Source organism: Alcaligenes sp. (assembly GCF_050255915.1).
In the GTDB taxonomy this organism is placed as follows: Bacteria; Pseudomonadota; Gammaproteobacteria; order Burkholderiales; family Burkholderiaceae_B; genus Alcaligenes; species Alcaligenes aquatilis.
In genome coordinates, this window is sequence record NZ_JBFWIQ010000008.1 from 131410 (window position 1) to 149937 (window position 18528).

An 18528-nucleotide genomic window follows, 5' to 3' on the forward strand; every position below is an offset into this window, starting at 1 on the left:
GGATGGGCTTAATCCACGGCCTTGTCGAATGTGGAATATAAGGGGGGCTAAGAGATGTTTGGCGCTTTGCCCCCAATATTTTTTATCAGGCCACTTTCAGCAAGGGCACAGGCTCCTGGGTGGCATTCGGATCAGGGACATACGTGGAGCGGCTAGCCACACCCGTATTCAGCAATTGAATGGACAGTTTCAGCTCTTGTGCCTGGCGACTTAGCTCGTGGACGGTCTCTCCCAGGCTGCGGGCCAGATCGGCATTGTCGTTGGTGTCATTGTCCATGGTGGAGACGGCATCGTTAATCTGTGCTAAGCCGCTGGCTTGCTCATTAGAAGCCGTGGAGATCTCGCTGATCAGATGCGTGACATCCGAGACCGACTGCATGATCTCATCCATGGTGGTGCCGGCGCGTTTTGCATGATGAGCACCAGTTGCCATGCGGGCCAAGGAATCTTCCACCAGGGTTTTAATTTCCCCAGCGGCCTGTGCGCTTTTTTGCGCCAGGCTGCGTACTTCACCAGCCACCACCGCAAAACCCTTGCCGGCCTCACCGGCCCGAGCCGATTCCACGGCGGCATTCAGCGCCAGAATATTGGTCTGAAACGCCAGCCCTTCAATAATTGACACAATATCGCCAATACGTTCGGAGCTATTGTGGATGTCCTGCATGGTGCTGACCATATCCTGGACCACTTCACCTCCACGGCGCGCATTGGACAGGCTTTGGTCGGCCAACTGATTGGCCAGTCGGGCATTGTCTGCGGTTTGCTGCACATTCATGGTCAGTTGCTCCATGTTTGCAGCTGTGCGTTGCAAGGAGCCGGATTGGGCGGCGGTACGGTTGGATAACTGGCGGTTGCCGTCTGCAATTTGCGTGGAGACATCCAACGAGGCCTGAATGCCTTGATGCACGTCGGTGGCCAGGCTCAGCAGGCTTTTGCGCATCATATCCATGTAAAAGTACAGTTGCGCAATTTCCTGGCTGCGGGTGTGTTGCGGGTTCAGGTCGATCAGCAAATTGCCAGTCGCAATTTGCTGGGCGATATGGGTGGCACTGTGCAGGGGTTGCATCATGCGCTGGGTCACAATCCAGCCATAGGCCAGCGTGGCCAGACTGACCACCCCCAGGCAGGCTAGCCCGGTTGTCAGATAGGAGCCCGAGGCACCACTGCCCAGGAGCAGTCCAACGCTTAGGCTGACCAAGGCGCCTGTTAGAACCCCGAAGCGCAGCAAGCTGGCGCGCAGGCTGCGGTTCAAGGGCTGCAACAGGGTGCTCAGGGCAGAGCGCCAGCCTCTGGCTTGCAACTGGCCTTCATGCAGACGAAAGCCGCGCAGCCCTTGTTGCTGGATGGAGTGGTACAGATATTCTGCTTCTTTGATTTCTTTGGGCTGGGCGCGTACTCGTACCGAGGCATAGCCATTGACGCGGCCGTTTTCGATTAAAGGAATGACGCGGGCCTTCACCCAGTAAAAGCCGCCGTCTTTGCGGCGGTTCTTGATCAGTCCCGACCAGGATCGTCGTTGCTTGAGGGTCTGCCATAAATCCTGAAAAATCACGGCGGGCATATGGGGGTGGCGCACGATATTGTGGGGAGCCCCGATCAACTCATTGTGGCTGTAGCCGCTAACCTCGATAAAGACCGGATTGGCGTAAATGATGCGCCCCTTCAGGTCTGTTTTGGAGATTAAATAGGTTTTTTCGGGTACCTGTGTTTCATGAGACGTAATGGCTTGATTTTCACGCATGATCTGGCCCTGTTAAAGACGTAGGCGGAAAAGGACAGATCATTATGTTGCATATCGACTCAATTTTGTTACCTAGTATTTGTATTAGAGTCTAAATGTTTCATTGTGATGACATGCAGAACCCAGGGTTTAAGGGGCAGGGTTTTGTGTCTTAGTTAGTTGATTTTATTATTGATTATTTTTTTCAGGGATGTCGGGTTTAAAACTCGATCCCAGATTTATTGTTTTGTCTAGCTGTCAGTTGTGTCAGGCTCGGTGAGGGAACCGCCGAGCCTGATTTTATGGTTTAGCGGCGAATCGCTTCCAGGCGGGCGTTCGCTGTTTTGGCACTTTGAGCCTGAAAGGGGGGCGTGTTCTGGTAAGACAGCACCTGCATGGTGGGCGCCTTGCTCAGTTGGGTCAACGCGGGGGCATTTTGGGTGGTTTCGGCTGAACCGGTATTCAAGGCCTTGATCGCGTCAGCCAGTTCGGACGCTTCCGTGGCCAGATCGCTCATGGTGTTGCCCAGATCCTGCACCAAGGCTGCATTTTGCTGGGTGACTCCATCCATCTTGGCCATGGCTTCGTTGATCTGATCCAAACCGCTGGCTTGTTCGATCGAGGCGGTGGAAATCTCGCCAATAATGTCGGTGACGCGTTTAACCGAATCGACGACCTCACCCATGGTGTCGCCCGCGCGGGCGGCTTGCTCGGCACCCACGGCCATGCGGTTCACCGAAGCATCAATCAGGTTTTTGATCTCGCCTGCGGCTTGCGAGCTTTTCTGGGCCAGACTACGCACTTCACCGGCCACCACGGCAAAACCACGGCCTGCTTCACCAGCACGGGCTGATTCCACGGCCGCATTCAGCGCCAGGATATTGGTTTGGAAGGCAATGCCTTCAATCACGGTGACGATATCGCCAATACGACGCGAGCTGTCGTGAATGCCTTGCATGGTCTGCACTACTTCATTGACCACTTCGCCACCCCGTTGGGCAATCTGCATACTGGCATCGGCCAGTTGGCTGGCTTGATTGGCATTGTCGGCGTTCTGGCGTACGGTCACCGTCAGCTCTTCCATGCTGGCGGCGGTTTCTTGCAAGGACGCGGCCTGGTCCTCAGTGCGCGAGGCCAGATTGGTATTGTTCACTTCCAAAATGCGCGCAGCATGGATAGAGGCGTCAATGCCGGCGCGGGCGTCGCTGGCAATCCCCACCAGGCTCTTGCGCATCAAATCCAGACAGAAGTAAAGCTGACCAATTTCCGAATTGCTTTCGCTGGAGTTCAGGTCAATGTCCAGTTGCAGGTTGCCGGTCGCAATTTGTTGAGCAATCAGAGAGGCTTGGTCCAGGGGGCGGATCACGCGTTGGGCAATCAGCCAGCCGTAGCCCATCATCACGGCACTGGCCAGACACAAGCCGCCCGTCAGCCACAAGCCCGAACCTTGTGGAACTCCACCGGTCAGGGCGAAGTATAGGGCCGTGCCGGTGGTCGCCAGCGCCAAGGTGCCCATGCGGAACAGGCTGGCACGCAGGGAATTGCTGAAAGGGCGGCGTAGTTGGCTCAGGGCTTTGCGCCAGCCTGTGGGAACGGCACGGCCTTCATGCAAGCGCACGCCCTTGGCGCGTCCTTCATTGATGGCGGCATACAGGCTTTCTGCCTCGTCGATTTGTTCCTGGCTGGGTTTGACGCGCACGGATGCATAACCGGCCACTGTGCCATTTTCATAAATGGGCACCGCCATGGCGTACACCCAGTAAAAGCCACCGTCTTTGCGACGGTTTTTGACCACGCCCATCCAGGGGCGTTTGCTTTGCAAGGTATCCCAGAAATCCTGGAAGGCCTCGGGCGGCATGTCGGGGTGACGGACCAGATTATGAGCCTTGCCAACCAGCTCCTCACGCGTAAAGCCGCTGATTGCAATAAAGGCCGCGTTCGCGTAGGTAATTCGACCTTTCAGATCGGTCTTTGAAATGAGGTACTGATCGGCCCGGACGCGAACCTCGTCCTGGGTAATGGGGAAATTCTTACGCATTCATCATCCTGGAGGAGAACAAAGGGGGCGCGGGGGGCCGTCAAGCCCGCATGGACCATGCAAAAGGCATAGGCTTCGGTTTGTCTGGAAACAAGCTAAATTGTCAAAAGCCTTATATTTTTGCGAATGGCGGAGCAGAACAAAGCGTGAAACTGTTGTCTGATCAGGCCTCTGACTGAGCGCTTGCTTGTCATTTATGGCAAACACATACAGTTCAAACGCTTAACGGCAGCCAGGTTCATTTCTTTAGGCTTAGATGTTCATGAATGATAATTTGATCATCTGAAAATAATGTACTGACTGTATTTGCCGGTAGTGTGGCTGTCGTCAACCGGAGCAAGGCGGGCCTCGCTTATAATCCGCCAGACGCGCACTGGCGCGATTCAGAAGGAGAATATGTGAGCGATATGCAGGAACCTGTAGTCAGTGCGGAACTGGTGGCTGTTTTGGTGGCTGTCAGTGACGGTGAGCCTCGTGTTTTGACCACGGATGCCGGACAGGCCTTGCCCGCCGGACCGTTTCAGCACACGCACCGTTCTTTGCAAACGGGGCTGCGCGATTGGGTGGAAACCCAGACTCATCACCCGGTAGGGTATGTGGAGCAGCTATATACCTTTGCAGATAGGGATCGTTTTGATGCGCAGGGCATGCGTATTGTGTCGGTCAGCTATGTCGGGCTGACACGTGAAGTGGGTCAACCGGATGTGGCCCAGGTGATCTGGCAGGATTGTTACCGCTATTTCCCGTGGGAAGACTGGCGCGACGGCGCGCCCAGCATTATTCAGAGCACCATCGTGCCTGCGCTGCTGAACTGGTGCGAGCAGGATGAGTCCTTGCGCGCCTTGCGTCGTCAGCGAGTCAATTACAGCTTTGGCCTGGAAGGGGCAATCTGGAACGAGGACTTTGTCTTGCAGCGCTACGAGCTGCTGTATGAGGCGGGCTTGTTGCCCGAGTCCTGTCGCCGTCGCCAGCGTGAACAGCAAGAGCTGGGCAAGCATGATGAGCTGGGTCTGGGCATGCGCCACGATCACCGCCGTATTCTGGCCACTGGCTTGGCGCGTCTGCGTGCCAAAATCAAATACCGTCCCGTGGTGTTTGAGCTGATGCCACCGGAGTTCACCTTGTTGCAATTGCAGCAGGCTGTGGAAGCTTTGGCTGGGCGGGGACTGCATAAGCAAAATTTCCGCCGTTTGATCGAGCAGCAAGCTTTGGTGGAAGAAACTGGCGCCATGAGCCTGGGAGGGTCAGGCCGACCCGCCAAGCTGTTTCGCTTCCGTGGGGACGTTTTGTTTGAGCGCGCCATTTCGGGCAGTAAATTGCCGCTGGCCAAACAAGCCCGCTAAAAATTGGGCCGATGGCTTGACAGTGCTTATGCTCAGGAATAGCATAAATGCACCGTGCCAGTAGGCCTTATTTTTAGTAATTTAAATACTCATAATGAGCATAACGAATGCCCCCGAGCCGGCAGCGCAAGCTGCACAGACACGAGCTCACCGTATCCCTGCCTTGCCCGACGTCATTCTTGAGCCTTTGGTGCGCGCCACCTTGCAAGAAGACTTGGGCCGCGCCGGTGATTTGACGACGGATTCCATCGTTCCTGCAGCAACACGCACACAAATGCGTTTGCTTGCCCGAGAGGAAGGCGTATTGGCGGGTCTGGATTTGGCGCGTTTGGCGTTTACCTTGTTGGACCCTACGCTGCGCTTTGAAGCCCAATTGCAAGATGGGGATGCCTTGACGCCAGGTGCACAGATTGCGGTCATCAGCGGCTCGGCCCGTTCCATGCTGACGGCAGAGCGTTGCGCCTTGAACTTTCTGGGGCATCTAAGTGGCGTGGCATCGGCAACGGCCTCCATCGCCCGCGCGATTGCGCCTTATGGCACCAAAGTCACCTGCACCCGCAAAACCATGCCAGGCCTGCGTGCCGTGCAGAAATACGCGGTGCGGGTCGGTGGTGGTAGCAACCATCGCTTTGGTCTGGATGACGCGGTACTAATTAAAGATAACCACATTGCTGTGGCCGGAGGCGTCAAAGCCGCCGTGGAAGCGGCCCGTGCGTACATTGGTCATCTGGTTTGCATCGAGGTGGAAGTTGACACCCTGGAGCAACTGGACGAGGTGCTGGAACTGGGGGTGGACAGCATTCTGCTGGACAATATGGACACCGCAACCTTGACCGAGGCCGTGGCCCGTGTGGCAGGCCGTGCCAAAACCGAAGCCTCTGGCCGTATCACCCCAGAAACAGCCGTAGAAATTGCCCGTTGTGGTGTAGACCGAATTGCAGTGGGCTGGATTACGCACAGTGCCCGTGTACTGGATATTGGTCTGGATGCTTGAGTAGAGAAACGTGTTGGCTGTCATGGCGGGTTTTCAGGTGGGTAAGCGGGTGGCTGTCGCCGCCTTGCTGGCAATCGTGGCGTTGGGCATGAGTTATCAGGCGGCGCAGGCCAAGGAGACGACTGCCGGGCAGGTGGAGAAGTATCCCGTCAGGCCTATTACCGTGATTGTCACCTTTCCGCCTGGCGGCGGGACGGATTTGCTGGCCCGCAAGTTGGGGCCCGAGCTGGAAAAAAACCTGGGTCAACCCGTCATTATCGACAACCGCCCCGGTGCCAGCGGCAATATTGGCGCACGCGCAGTAGCCTACGCTCGTGCCGATGGCTATACCTTGTTGATGGCCAATAGCTCTTTTGCCATCAATCCCGGTGTTTTTCGTAATCTGGGCTTCAAGCCCAAAGAAGACTTTGCGCCGATCGCCAATATCGGTTTTGTACCTTCCGTGATTGTCACCGGGCATGACTCGGATATTCAGACTCTGGAACAGGTGCTGGAGCAGAAGTCCGAACCGTCGTTGGCGTATGCCTCCTGCGGTAATGGCACTCCCCAGCATCTGGCCGGGGAAATGCTTTACGACTTGTGGAGCACGACCTTGTTGCACATCCCGTATCGTGGCTGCGGGCCGGCATTAAATGACGTGGTTGCCGGGCAAGTGCCTATCGGGATCGTGACCTTGTCCAGTGCGGCCACCTTGATCGAGTCTGGACACTTGCGTGCCTTGGCCGTCACTTCAGCCCAGCGCAGTCCGGTTTTACCCCATGTGCCTACCGTGGCTGAAATCAGTGAAACTGATTTCGAGCTGGACCAATGGCACGGTTTGTTGGCGCCGTCCCATACGCCTGAACACATCATCAAAACGTTGAATCGTGTCGTGCAACACATTGTGGCGGACCCAGCCATGCAATCGCAACTGCTGGGACTGGGCTATACGCCGCAAGAAGGCAATCAATCAGCGCAAGCCAGTGGCTTCAAGGCCATGATCTGGAATGATATCGACCGTTTTGGGGACTTGGCGTATAGGATTGGTTTGCAGGTGGATTAGAACGGGGAAGGACTTGTTTCAGTGCAATGCCTGATCGAGGACCGTGAGCCCTAGTTGTTGTTGTCCTGCTCCAGCACTCGAATACATCAGCGCCTCAGGCAATAGTCAGCTTCTCTATAGAGTCGTGTCGGCCTTTCAGATAGTTTCAGGCCCAGACAGCCGTTTGGGCGTGTCTGGGCCAATGTCTATAGAGAGGGGGGAGATAACTGAGCTTGTGTCTGTCTAACTAACGGTTATGCACTTACAGACAAACCTGCTTCTATTAGAAGAAGCTGTCCTCGCTGGGAGTTTCAGGAACAGGCTGGGTCGCAAACCAGTGTTTTTCCAGTAGCAACGTGTGGGTCAAACCGTCCTTGCTGCAGTTGGAGTCGATCTCTATCTGGCCGCGCTGGCTGCCGCCTGCATTGAAATTGTCAGCTTCGACCTCGGCGGCGGCCATATAAGCCTGCAGGTTCAGATCAGGCTGGCCACGATCCAGAACAAACTGACGAATGGCTTCAGTGCCTAACTCATTAAGGGTGTAGGTGTAGTTCATGGTGTGCTCCTGATTATTGATCTTGATGACTCGGGAACCTATTTCTGAATCCTAGCACGCTGAGGGTGGTTGCCGGATGGCAAAGCGTTACGGATTTTCGCGAAAAAAAGATAGGGCCCATAAAAAAAGCAGCTAGGCGGAAATCCGCACATCGCTGCTTTATAGAGAGTCTGTTTTTTTAAACCTGCTTAGAAGCTGCCAAAAATCGTCCCCAGTGTGATGACTGCAATCAGCGCAATCAAAGGCGTCACCATGGTCACCATGGCGATATTGCCATAGGACTGGCGGTGATTGAGCTTGCAGATGGACAGCAAGGTAATAATCGCGCCGCAATGGGGTAGCGTATCCAGACCACCGGCAGCCATCACCGCCACACGGTGCAGTAGCTCCGGGCTGATGCCGGCTTGTTGAGCCATCGCCAGATAATCTGAACCCAGCGTCTGCAAGGCAATGCTCAAACCACCCGAGGACGAACCTGTAATCCCGGCCAGCGTCGTCATGGCGACCGCTTCCGAAATCAGCGGATTGCCGGGGGCCACGTTCAACACAAAGTCTCGAATAATCGCAAAACCTGCCAGGCTGGCAATGACGGCACCGTAACCAACTTCAGAGGCTGTATTGAACAAGGGCAGCATAAAACCAAACACGCCTTTGTTGATGCTCTCGCGCAGGCTTTTCCAGTGACCCAGACGACTGATGATCAGCACCAGACTTGCCGTAATCAAGGCGATAATCAGCGCCCACAGACCCGTAATCTTGGCAGGGTCAACTTGAGGGAAACGCTCGGCCATGAATGTAAAGTTCGTGCCGGGAAAAATGCGATAGGTAAACAAGGCATTGATGCCAATCACCAGAATTAAAGGCAGGATAGCCAAGAAAATGGGCATGGGTTTCTGAGTATGTGTGCTGTCTTCGGCGTTAGCATCAAAATGATCCTGTCCGTGATCGCCATAGTCTTCACCTTGGGCAATGGCTTTGCGCGCACGCGACTGTAGCCACCACAAACCACCCAAAGCCATGATCAAAGCACCAATAATCCCCAGGCCAGGGGCCGCAAACACGTTGGTGCCGTAGTAAGGAATAGGAATCGCGTTCTGAATGGCAGGCGTGCCAGGCAGAGCAGTCATGGTGAAGGTGAAGGAACCCAAGGCAATCGAAGCCGGGATCAAACGCTTGGGAATACCTGCCGCACGAAACAGATCCTTGGCAATCGGGTAGATGGCAAAGGCCACCACAAACAAGGACACCCCCCCATAAGTCAGTACGCCGCATACCAACACAATGGTGGCAATCGCATGGCGATGCCCCAGTTTGTGTGTAATCCATTGAGCAATTGCCTGAGCCGCTCCGGAGTCTGCCATCAACTGACCAAACAAGGCACCTAACAGGAAGATGGGCAAGAACTGAAGTACATAGCCGCTAAGCGCGCTCATGAAGGTGGAGGTGTAGATGGGCAACAAAAACCCGGAGTCCCCCGAGAGCAGCACAGCCAAGGCGGCCATCAAGGGAGCCAGCAACAGAACCGTCACCCCCCGATAAGCAAAAAACATCAGCAGCAAAAGCGAGACAACAATAGCAAGCGTACTGGCCATAAACAAAATTCCTGTGGAAAGTCCGGATCACGGACGAGTCATTAAATGAAGACGGATCTAGCGCCGAGCAGGCAGTGTAGCAACAGAGAATGACAAACAGGATTGATAGCGCGCAAGGGAGAGAGAAGGGGGGATGGCTTGAGTGCTTACTTTTTGTAGCATGTGCCTGGTCTGGGTAAGAGCATCCGGAAACGGCTAAGCCTAATAAATACAAGGGCTTAGCGTTTCCATAGGAGAAAATCATCAAAAAGATGAAAAAAGTTCGAGATAAGTGCTTGCCAAAAGAAGAAACCTTGCTATAATTTCTTCTTCGGCGCATTAGCTCAGCAGGTTAGAGCGACGGAATCATAATCCGCAGGTCCCCTGTTCGAATCAGGGATGCGCCACCAGAATATCCCTGTTAAATCAGGACATTAAAGCCACCCAATCGGGTGGCTTTTTTGTTTTCTGCTGTTCGGGTGTCAACCAAGTGTCAACGCAGGATTGGATAACGACGGTTGCTGATGCTGACCACTTCTTGTCTTCGCCGCTTGCATGCGTGTTTCGACTTCATGTGTGGGTACGCTGAAATTGTCTTGGCGACACATCATTGACCTGGCCAAGTGCTGCTTGTCACCATTTGCATTTTGAGATGGTGCCTGCCATGTCAAGGGCGGGCACGGAAGCCGCAGCCCGGCTCGCCGGGACCGGGTGAATACTCGGCGAAGCGAATCCTTGACATTATCCCCTGATAAAAACACGCTTTAGGTTGGGTTTCAGGGGCTTTTTACCCTACAACCCTGTCTAACGATGAGTGTTGAGCTTGAGGTAATGTCTCAACGTAAATTTTCTGATACTCCTCAGCTGACGTGACAGTAGTAAAAATATGTACTATAACGTTATTCGAAAAAAAGCGAGGGTTGGCATGCAAATAAAGTTGTTTCCTGCTGTGCTCTTATTTATTGCTTCATATTTTCCGTTAGCGGTAATTCTTGTAGTGCAGGATATAAAAACTGAATTTTGGGAGCGACCGTTGTGTGGGGATTTAAGGTTTTGGATCGGTTGTGAATTTCCGAAGCTAGAAAATACAGCTCTTGCGACCACGTTATTAATAATTTGCTTTTTAAGTTTAGTTTTTTTTCTGTTTGTCCTAAAAAATCTTCACGGATCTACAGAAATGACTGTTGAGGCAAGTAAGGCGGTCCCTAATGATTTAATTAATTATGTATTTCCATATATTGTTTCTTTTATGGGGGTTGAGCTTGGTAATACAGGGAAAGTTATTGGGTTTGGGCTTTTTCTTGTATGGCTGTTTCTTATAATCTATAGATCAGGTCAGATATTAATGAACCCTCTTTTGTTAGCGGTAGGCTGGCAGCTATATGAAATTCAAGCAGATATTGAAGGGAACAAACGCAGTCTTAGGGCACTCTCGCGAGATCTCGTTGTACCAAAACAAAAGCTTAGATCCTGCTTGGTGCAAGGCATCTATGTCCTTTCTAAGGAAAAGAACAATGACGAAAGAACAAGCGCTAGCTGATTGCAGGGGATTTGATATTGACAGTGGTGTGTTGTCTCTATGGGTTTTCAAAAAAAAACAAAGTGGGGGGTATGCAGTAAATTCCATAGATATTACAGAGAATCTTGAAAATGAGCTGAAAACCATCATCCGAGCTGTGTTACAGGGACGAACTGAGGTTGAAGATTACTGTCTTGTTGCGCAGAATAATGAGGTGAGTTGTTTGCATGTCGGCACTGATGAAACTTCATTTGGGGATTTGAAGTCGTTGGTTGATGCACCTGCGGAGGAGCATCGTATTAAGGGGGGGCGTGCCTTCCAGGGTATTGATGGTTATTTGGTTAGATTGCGTATTGGTACACGTGTAATTTATTTTGTCAGGCGGGTCACTGATGCTTGGAAGACAAGAAAATCCAAACAGCTTATAAATGTTGTTATGCGTGCAAATCGCCTAGAATTGGTTGAGGATCGAAGTTTTACTATTGCTAAAAGTTTTGATTTTTTTGTTATTGATAATGAGGTTTTTATTATAAATAAATCTTCTTTTGAGCGCTTGATGAACTACAGGGTTGAGTACTTGAATTCTTTCTCGTCATTGCAGAGTGATGCTGCTTTTTCAGGATGTTTTGTTAATATTCAGCCTGTAATTGACTATGTGGGTACAAATGTTATGCAGCTTCGACGCATGGCAGTAATTCAACAGAGGGCGAATTATGCTAACCGTGGTTATATGGATAGGTTGCGTGAGGCAAATAATGAAGAGGGATGGCAAATAGAATTCGATCCAGATGGAAAAATAGTAGCTACTGCAGATACGATGAAAGTAATTATGCAGGTTTTACTCAATCATCGTCTGTATTCGAAATTATCCTTAAGCACCTATGATGTTCAGGCTAGTTCTGCGGTGCAATAGTAATGTTATAGAATATTTTTTTGTTAGTGCTGGCGAAAAATTAACGTTCTAGCTAACTGTATTAGCGGTTCGTATTGTACGCCCAGGACGAGGTTTTTTTCATTATGCTGGATGGCAAAAACGATGCAGTCCCAGCCTTTTATCGACATCATAGCTTTATTGATTTGCCTGGAGCACAGCTGTGCTAGTTCCTGCCTTCCAAGTAGCGAGCCAGTGTCCACAAAGTGTCAACCGCATAGCAAAACATAGCATATGCTTAGCAGTGATCGAATTGGCTAACCATTTGATAGAAAAGACAAAGCATCATCAAGGCCTTGCTATCAAGCCGAATCATAATCCGCAGGTCCCCTGTTCCAATCAGGGATGCGCCACCAAGAATTCAGTAGGAAAATTAAGCGCTTAGGTCAAAAGATTTAAGCTTTTTTTTCTTGCGCACTCCCTACCTACCAGACGCTATGTGTCCCGCTCCTGTCCCAAATCCGAAGTTTGTATAAAAGCTACGCGGGACTCTTCCACAGTCCGATGGAGTCCCTTTCGGCGGGCTCTTGCCTCTACCCATCAACGATGTGGTTTCTCGGAAAGAGCCGTTATTGCCATGTATCCCGAGGAGCGACGGGCATCGACAGTCCCACCTACCCAGGCTGACAGAGCCAGGAAACACTCTCAATGATCCTTCAATTCCACAGCACTCGACTCAATGAGATGGCGAAAGTGTGTGCGCGGAAACATAATTAAATCTTGGCTGTGTGCCGTTAGGGATCTTCTACTCACTCTTGAAGATCAGAAGGTTTCCATCCACGTGCTCGCCCGCCCGGCCAGACAGGTTGCGGAAATTAGCATCAGTAATTCTTCTATAGAGTGTCGCCCTGCCGAGGCCGTGATTTTCATCACATCTCGGATGTGATGAAAAGCTGGCGAAGCATCCCGTATGACGATTTCTCCCAGACCCTGGCTGCAAGCTTGATAATTCATTGGCGCGGTGATCTCCTGATGTCTTTCATAGCCTCAGAATGCATCATTGGTCTTGAGTTGAACACGTCCCCGAGCACGCCACATCGTAGCCCATCACTCGGTCAAGTATAGAAAGTCGCTCCTCCTAACTTCGGCATAGTCTTCTTCATCGTTACCTATTCAGAACGAAGAATGCGCTGTGTTCGGCTGCACCCTCGAGGGATGATAAACGTAGTTGCTGTATATATCGTCAGCTTGGTTCTGGTGGCGTAACCTTACCTCCGCTCCCTCTCTTAAACCCCCGATCCCCCGTCATGAAGGCTTCCAGCATGTGCGGAATCAGCGTCACGGCATCAACCGATTCCCTATAGGTCTGCACATGCAGTGTAGCGTAATGCTCCAACCTGGCTATCGAGCAGAATCAGTCCGCATACTTCGTGCTACCGTGAACTGTTCAACCTCATCCGCAGAAAATCGCGCGCTGTCGCCGAGTTGTCCAGCGTCTGTCCATGCACCTCATCAACATTGACCAGCTCACGCACCACGGAAAGAATTTCTTTTCGGCTGGCCGTACGCACCGCGCTATCGGCCTCGCGCACCAGCAAAGCACCCGTATTCAACGATTCAAGGAAGAGATAATATTGCGTCATAATTGCCTCCGATTCAGAACTCAGGCGGAATTTCCTGGAACCGAAGAGGTCACGCCGCAGCGATAGCCGTCACAGGGTCAAAGACGGCCACTGGCTGCAAGCGCACCTGTGCGCGCCGCCCTTGACGGCCAAGTCGGGTGTGAAACACTAGGAGGAAAGCAAGGCTGCCCCTCTTTCAACAGCCAGTGACCTCGGGGTTAGGAAAATGCAAGGTACGCGGCAGGAGCCAGGGATGTACACGGCTGGGTAAAACCATTCTCGAACGGGATAAGCGAATAGCGAACCTGGAGCAGCTCGGTCTGGCTTAGCCGGGAGACGCACTGGGGCTGTCGCAAAATGGATAGGTAACAGTCTAAATGTATGTCTTCAAAATTACGCACAGATATAACCACCAAGAAGAACTCTCTTCACCCGTCAGGTGGGCCGAAAAAGACGAGTCACCGTCGGGATTTCTCCGCTCATTTTGAGCTCATAATCGCTTCGCACGGCACGAGAGCTAAGTCGATGATTGCCATTTGAAACCGCTAACTCAAAACCGGCGGGATCAAGCCACGCGATACTGCCTTCACGGGCGATTGGAATAACAGCGTACCGACCTCGTGCCCCATTCGTGCCTGTCAGATCTACTTTGACTTTAGGTGTTGTGGTAGCGGTACGCTCAGCTCTGGGAAGACTCCTTTGCCAGCGAAGGAACCACTGTGGATCGATAAGATCTTCACTCGTGACATCGCCAAGTTCTCCAGATAACCACTCGTCATATTCTTTGCGGCGGGTTGTCGCGATTTCGCGAGTTTGAGCAAGACCCTGAGATAGACAAAATGCTACAAATGGGTCGTGCGTACCCCAACGCAGCAGTTCTCTCGCCCAAAAGCCAAACCAAGGCAGGCCGGTCGTTTGCTTCCACTCGGAAAGACTAGGCACTGCAAAGGTGTTCTCTGTTCCTTCCGCCCACGCCCGGGCGACGATCGCCCCAATAGCTGTACCTAGGCGAAACTCAAGGTTATCCGTTACAAACCGCTGCCATGCGCGCAAGCTTTCTGGCTCCGGTCCGCCGACATTGGGTTCATTTAGCCACCACCCTAATACGTCAATCCAACGTTCTAAAAGTACTTCATCACTAGTTGTGCGTCGTACCCTAAAGCCAAATCCACGTTCTTCGACAAGCAATTCGCCAATATCTTGGAATAAGTCAATGCGAGTGGTAGCATCCGCTTTACCGTATTCCGTAGCCTCAGCAAGTGTCTCGCGTATTTTCTCTGCGACTGCTTCGAACCTGCGTCCAACAACAGGAGAAAAACCGTAGTGGTAAAGCCGACGTCGCTCTCCTGGATCAACATAAATATGTTCAATAATTCCAGCGCCACGCCGAATAAAAGCATGCTCCAACCATGCCTCTTGTTGGGCAGCTACCGCTGAAAAGGTAGCACGCCATAGCTGCGTCAAATGCTGCTCGACACTAGAACGAACCATCTCCTCGTCCTCGATTTTTGCAATCTCTTCGAGCGAACTCAGTAACAGGCCATCAAGCTCGTCCATGGCATCCGCGAGTCGAGAAAGATCATCATTAGCTCCTGCGCCCGCATTGCTGCTGATTTCGATTGGCGCAGTCATCTCTAGCCAAGTGAAAAAGGCGTCTGGCTCAATGCGGAGTAGATTCGAGGCTTTCTTCCAAATGCCCTGCAACAGCGTTGCGATAGGGCTCGAAACAGTATCGTGTTCTTGCTCTTCAATTAAGAGAAAGGCTCTCAAGTTTTCGTAATCGTTGGCCAACTGTTCTTTTTGTCGAGTCTGGGTGGCGCGCTGACCCTCCGCCGTGGTGGAAATATGCTTAGGTAAGGCTATAAGCGTCATGCCTTCGATGCCCCGAGCGGTACCTGGTCTTCCGGCCCGTCCAGCGAGGTTTCTAAATTCGGAGGTGCTGATCGGTGTCACTTCCTGTTCTTCATTGACTGGATCCCAGCCCCGCCGTTTTAATGAAGTAAGAAAAATCAAGTCAAATGGCAGGTTTACGCCTTCAGTCAATGTGGCAGTCGCCACGGTGATCGGGCATATTTTCTTTTCAATCATCTCAACCATAAGGCGACGCAATCGCTGGGGCATCTGCCCATGGCTCGTAGCAATGCCATGGTTAAGAAGAAAAAGCTCAAAGGAATCCGGCCCACAATAGTCGATGCATGCTGCACGCGCTTCATCAAATTGAGCACGTAGAGATCCATCTGGGGGTGAAAACTTGATGGTGTCTTGCCAATCCTTATGTCCGAGCGCCTCCTTGAACCAGCGCATGGTTTTCTCCGGCTCCTGCATCACTGAGATGAGAATGCGCTGATCCTCTTCTGCAAGATGCAATGCGGTCCATAGTACATTCAGGCAATTGAAACGGTTAAGGCTATTGCGCCAGGTGGCCGGCAAGTCTGGCATTGCTCCGATGCGGAGGGGTAAATAGACCGGATCCTCTTCGCCTCTAAGGTAGAGCGGAAGACCGTTCATGAGGTCGAGCAATATTCGGCCTTGACCGTTAGGGACGGTTTCAAGTACGCCAATAAGTTGCCTCGTACTCCGATAGCGAGTACCAACCGCCTGCGCGTCAGGACGTCCCTCAATCCATCTTGCCACTGGGCCCGATGCGCCACCCGCTACTGCTGTCAGCGCAATGCGAACCACATCTGGCCGATATGAAAGTATCCTTGAAATCAGACTCTCTAGCCTGATGGAGCGATTAGCATGATCAGAAAAGCTGACCAGTTTAACTTCATTGCCGGTTGGCACGACTTGGTGGGCTTCATCAATTACAAGTAGTTTGAGACGTGCAAGAAGGAGGGGCCCCAGATACCGCAGCAGTGCGTCAGCTTTTTCCACTGTTGCAATCAAGGTAACTGGCTTATCAGACAAAAGCCAATTGTCGGTAATGCCCCAGTCTGCACCACCATATAGGCCGGTAATCGTTATTTCCTTGCCAAGTTCTGAATTAAGTTTGCTCTCTACCTCACCAGCAAGCGCGCGCGAAGGAACCAGGTAAAGCGCAAGCGGCGCTATTAGCTCTTCATCCGCGCTTAACAACAGCTCCTTTATTAGAGCAATGTTTGCTACCAGCGTTTTTCCCGACCCTGTTGGCGTGCATAACGCGAAAGAGCTTCCTGTTAGAAGCCGCTCCAAACCATGTAACTGTGATGACCATAGAATGCCCCGGCCACGGCTGTATTGATCTCTTGCGTAGGAGAGTAGTTTTTTAATGTTTTGCGGCCGAGTCTCAGCGAGCGCCCGTAGAGGTCGATAGATCGTCGATCTAGAGAATCCCTCGGCAACTTCCCGAACAATTGAAATGACCAATGCTGCATCATCACTAAACGACCGGGTAGCCATCGTATCGAGCGCACGCAATTTTTTGAGGGCAATGCCGAGGCGGTTATCATCTCCTCGGCGTAATGAGTCGGCTGTTAACCCCAGTGTTCTCACGAGTTCAATGGTAAACAACCAAGCACCAACCCCGTCTTGCTCGGCATTCGCTTGGTGTTGCACGAATGTGGCGGTGGCGTCGATCGAGGTCAAGTCTGGATGCTCATTCCAGAATTCAGTTGATTTCAGGATGACATGATCAAAATCAGCTCGAAGGAATGCAGCATACAGTTCTACTCCCGTGTGCTCCAACTGTGCCTGCGCAATTAATCCTGCAGCCATGGCAGGCAATCCTCCAAGCTGGTAGGCGCCTGCAGCGAGCAACTCAATAGGAATAATCGTTCGGATGTCGTCGTATGCTCGTGAGAGCCATTCCAGAACTTCGCCAGTCCGCCGAAAGCATTCGAGTGCGCGTGTCGATGCCGGACCTTCTATTGAACGGAAGATATGACCAGCTTGAAGCAGACGGCGGGCATCGTTCAATTGCCGGGCCGAGTCCTTGTCGCCCCACTCAATGACCGGAACCTGCCATGTGGTTTGAAGGCAACGAACATAGGCTTTCGCTTGCGGCCGACTGAGTTGGTTTTCTAGTGCTAGCTCTCTACGGGTCTGCTCGGCTGCGGCCAATCGATCCTGATTACCTGTTGCCATTAGTTGTTCTGCCAAAGCGAAGAGTAGAGTTCGTCGATAAGAAGTTCGCCGTCTTGAAGAACAACTTCTGCAACCTGCAGATCATGCGAGGCAGTGTATTCGGAGGGAAGCGCTTCGGAAGGAACCAGACAAGTTAGCTCTTCTCGTTTGCTCGAACCGTTACCGATGATTAAGACCATATTTGTCCGAGCGGGCTGGGGTCCTTTCCCGAGAACTGCCCTATCAATTGAGATAATAGTGGAGGAATAGCCACCGGGGTCGGTCGCCTCAAGGATTCTCTGGAGTTGCCTTAGACCATGCGGTATAGGCGTATCTCGGTTCAGCTCGAACCAGATGCCGCGGCCGTTATGAACGCTTTCCTCTGTCTCAGAATTTTTTTGTTTGGGCCCATTCAGCAGCGCATCCACGACAGATTGGCTCAGTTTTGCACGCCACTTTGCTTCTCCAACAATGACTCGAATGACTTCGTTCTCTGGATTAAGTGCAATGCCAATAAAATCACTGCCAAGCCTACCGAATATTTGACGTTTTCGGTCGGGCTCGAAGCGCAATGTCCATAGATACTGTTCAGCGGCCTCATGTGCACGAAAAAGAAAGACTGGTACTTTCCAGTCATGAGAACCGACAAACTCGTGCTTGTATCCCTCAGTGATCAAACCCGCCATGACCTCACCAAATAAGCCTCGACGGGCTGTCGAGGGTAGACACTTAGGATATTCGATCTCTGCGTGATGCCCTTCAGAGTCAGGATGAAGGGATATACCTATTTGTTCATGGAAGTAACTTCGCGCATCTAGGTGAGCCGACTCAAAATAAGGTCGTAATGCATCTACTAACGCTTTTCCAGCAGTAACCCTCTGCTCTAGAAGAAGATGTCCATAGCGACCCTTAACAGTACCGTTTGAGTCGAGCCATTGACTGAGTGCATCAGTTGGAGGCGGATAGGTATGCATATGAACTCCGGATGCTTTTACATTCGCTTCAGGAATACCTAAGCCCAGTGAACCTATCACCAAACTGGTGCTCCGCGTCTCCGATCCCAAGAGGATTAAAGCAAGACTCTTACTCGGATCTGTATTTTGTAACACATTGCGAGTTGTCTGGCACTCTTGGGTACCAGTTAGCAAGGCTAGCCTGCTACAGCTTTCTTACTCATAACGACATTTTTTGCTCGCAGATAGACTTCCCCCGGAGATTGAGGCCAAGAT

The 18528-nt window shown here is 52.0% G+C and carries 12 protein-coding genes, 1 tRNA gene and 1 pseudogene; 6 read left to right on the plus strand and 8 right to left on the minus strand.

Features of this window, described 5'->3' with window-relative positions; all coding sequences use genetic code 11:
- Nucleotides 1-85 precede the first annotated feature (85 nt).
- Both AB7E06_RS11980 and AB7E06_RS11985 read right to left on the minus strand, forming a co-directional pair.
- The gene (locus tag AB7E06_RS11980) at nt 86-1741 is read right to left on the minus strand and encodes a methyl-accepting chemotaxis protein (RefSeq protein ID WP_376913810.1); all 1656 of its coding nucleotides are present in this window, start codon (nt 1739-1741) and stop codon (nt 86-88) included.
- A 286-nt stretch (nt 1742-2027) separates the two neighbouring features.
- The gene (locus AB7E06_RS11985; RefSeq protein ID WP_395029844.1) at nt 2028-3758 is read right to left on the minus strand and encodes a methyl-accepting chemotaxis protein; all 1731 of its coding nucleotides are present in this window, start codon (nt 3756-3758) and stop codon (nt 2028-2030) included.
- A gap of 407 nt (nt 3759-4165) precedes the next feature.
- Between AB7E06_RS11985 and AB7E06_RS11990 the strand changes: the two genes are divergently transcribed.
- The 3 genes from AB7E06_RS11990 to AB7E06_RS12000 all read left to right on the plus strand — a co-directional run bounded on the left by AB7E06_RS11990 (nt 4166) and on the right by AB7E06_RS12000 (nt 7137).
- Nucleotides 4166-5101, plus strand: a complete 936-nt coding sequence (locus AB7E06_RS11990; RefSeq protein WP_162496925.1) for an NUDIX hydrolase — start codon at nt 4166-4168, stop codon at nt 5099-5101.
- Nucleotides 5102-5195: 94 nt separating this feature from the next.
- Complete coding sequence (gene nadC / locus AB7E06_RS11995; RefSeq protein WP_108727161.1) at nt 5196-6095, plus strand: carboxylating nicotinate-nucleotide diphosphorylase; 900 nt, start codon at nt 5196-5198, stop codon at nt 6093-6095.
- Nucleotides 6096-6117: 22 nt separating this feature from the next.
- Complete coding sequence (locus tag AB7E06_RS12000; protein ID WP_395029846.1) at nt 6118-7137, plus strand: tripartite tricarboxylate transporter substrate binding protein; 1020 nt, start codon at nt 6118-6120, stop codon at nt 7135-7137.
- Nucleotides 7138-7399: 262 nt separating this feature from the next.
- On the opposite strand, the gene AB7E06_RS12005 is transcribed toward AB7E06_RS12000, so the two are convergent.
- A complete protein-coding gene (locus tag AB7E06_RS12005) occupies nt 7400-7672 on the minus strand; it encodes a hypothetical protein (RefSeq protein ID WP_094196159.1) in 273 nt (90 codons plus the stop codon).
- A 188-nt stretch (nt 7673-7860) separates the two neighbouring features.
- On the minus strand, nt 7861-9264 hold the full coding sequence (locus AB7E06_RS12010) for a GntP family permease (protein WP_395029847.1): 1404 nt from the start codon (nt 9262-9264) through the stop codon (nt 7861-7863).
- 312 nt (nt 9265-9576) lie between these two features.
- Between AB7E06_RS12010 and AB7E06_RS12015 the strand changes: the two genes are divergently transcribed.
- From AB7E06_RS12015 to AB7E06_RS12025, 3 genes are all read left to right on the plus strand, one after another.
- A tRNA-Met gene (locus AB7E06_RS12015) sits at nt 9577-9653 on the plus strand.
- Nucleotides 9654-10129: 476 nt separating this feature from the next.
- Nucleotides 10130-10783 carry a hypothetical protein gene (locus tag AB7E06_RS12020; protein WP_395029848.1) on the plus strand — a complete coding sequence of 218 codons (654 nt, stop codon included), beginning with the start codon at nt 10130-10132 and terminating at the stop codon, nt 10781-10783.
- The gene (locus AB7E06_RS12025) at nt 10758-11675 is read left to right on the plus strand and encodes a Kiwa anti-phage protein KwaB-like domain-containing protein (RefSeq protein WP_395029849.1); all 918 of its coding nucleotides are present in this window, start codon (nt 10758-10760) and stop codon (nt 11673-11675) included. The genes AB7E06_RS12020 and AB7E06_RS12025 overlap by 26 nt, the downstream gene beginning before the upstream one ends.
- A gap of 1201 nt (nt 11676-12876) precedes the next feature.
- Here the strand turns inward: AB7E06_RS12025 and AB7E06_RS12030 are convergent.
- The 4 genes and pseudogenes from AB7E06_RS12030 to AB7E06_RS12045 form a co-directional block, all read right to left on the minus strand.
- A pseudogene (locus AB7E06_RS12030) lies at nt 12877-13035 on the minus strand (DUF2274 domain-containing protein); the annotation flags it as partial.
- A 31-nt stretch (nt 13036-13066) separates the two neighbouring features.
- The gene (locus tag AB7E06_RS12035) at nt 13067-13276 is read right to left on the minus strand and encodes a hypothetical protein (RefSeq protein ID WP_395029897.1); all 210 of its coding nucleotides are present in this window, start codon (nt 13274-13276) and stop codon (nt 13067-13069) included.
- 414 nt (nt 13277-13690) lie between these two features.
- On the minus strand, nt 13691-17320 hold the full coding sequence (locus AB7E06_RS12040; protein ID WP_395029898.1) for a DEAD/DEAH box helicase: 3630 nt from the start codon (nt 17318-17320) through the stop codon (nt 13691-13693).
- On the minus strand, nt 17320-18273 hold the full coding sequence (locus tag AB7E06_RS12045) for a hypothetical protein (protein WP_395029899.1): 954 nt from the start codon (nt 18271-18273) through the stop codon (nt 17320-17322). The genes AB7E06_RS12040 and AB7E06_RS12045 overlap by 1 nt, the downstream gene beginning before the upstream one ends.
- Nucleotides 18274-18528: the final 255 nt, after the last annotated feature.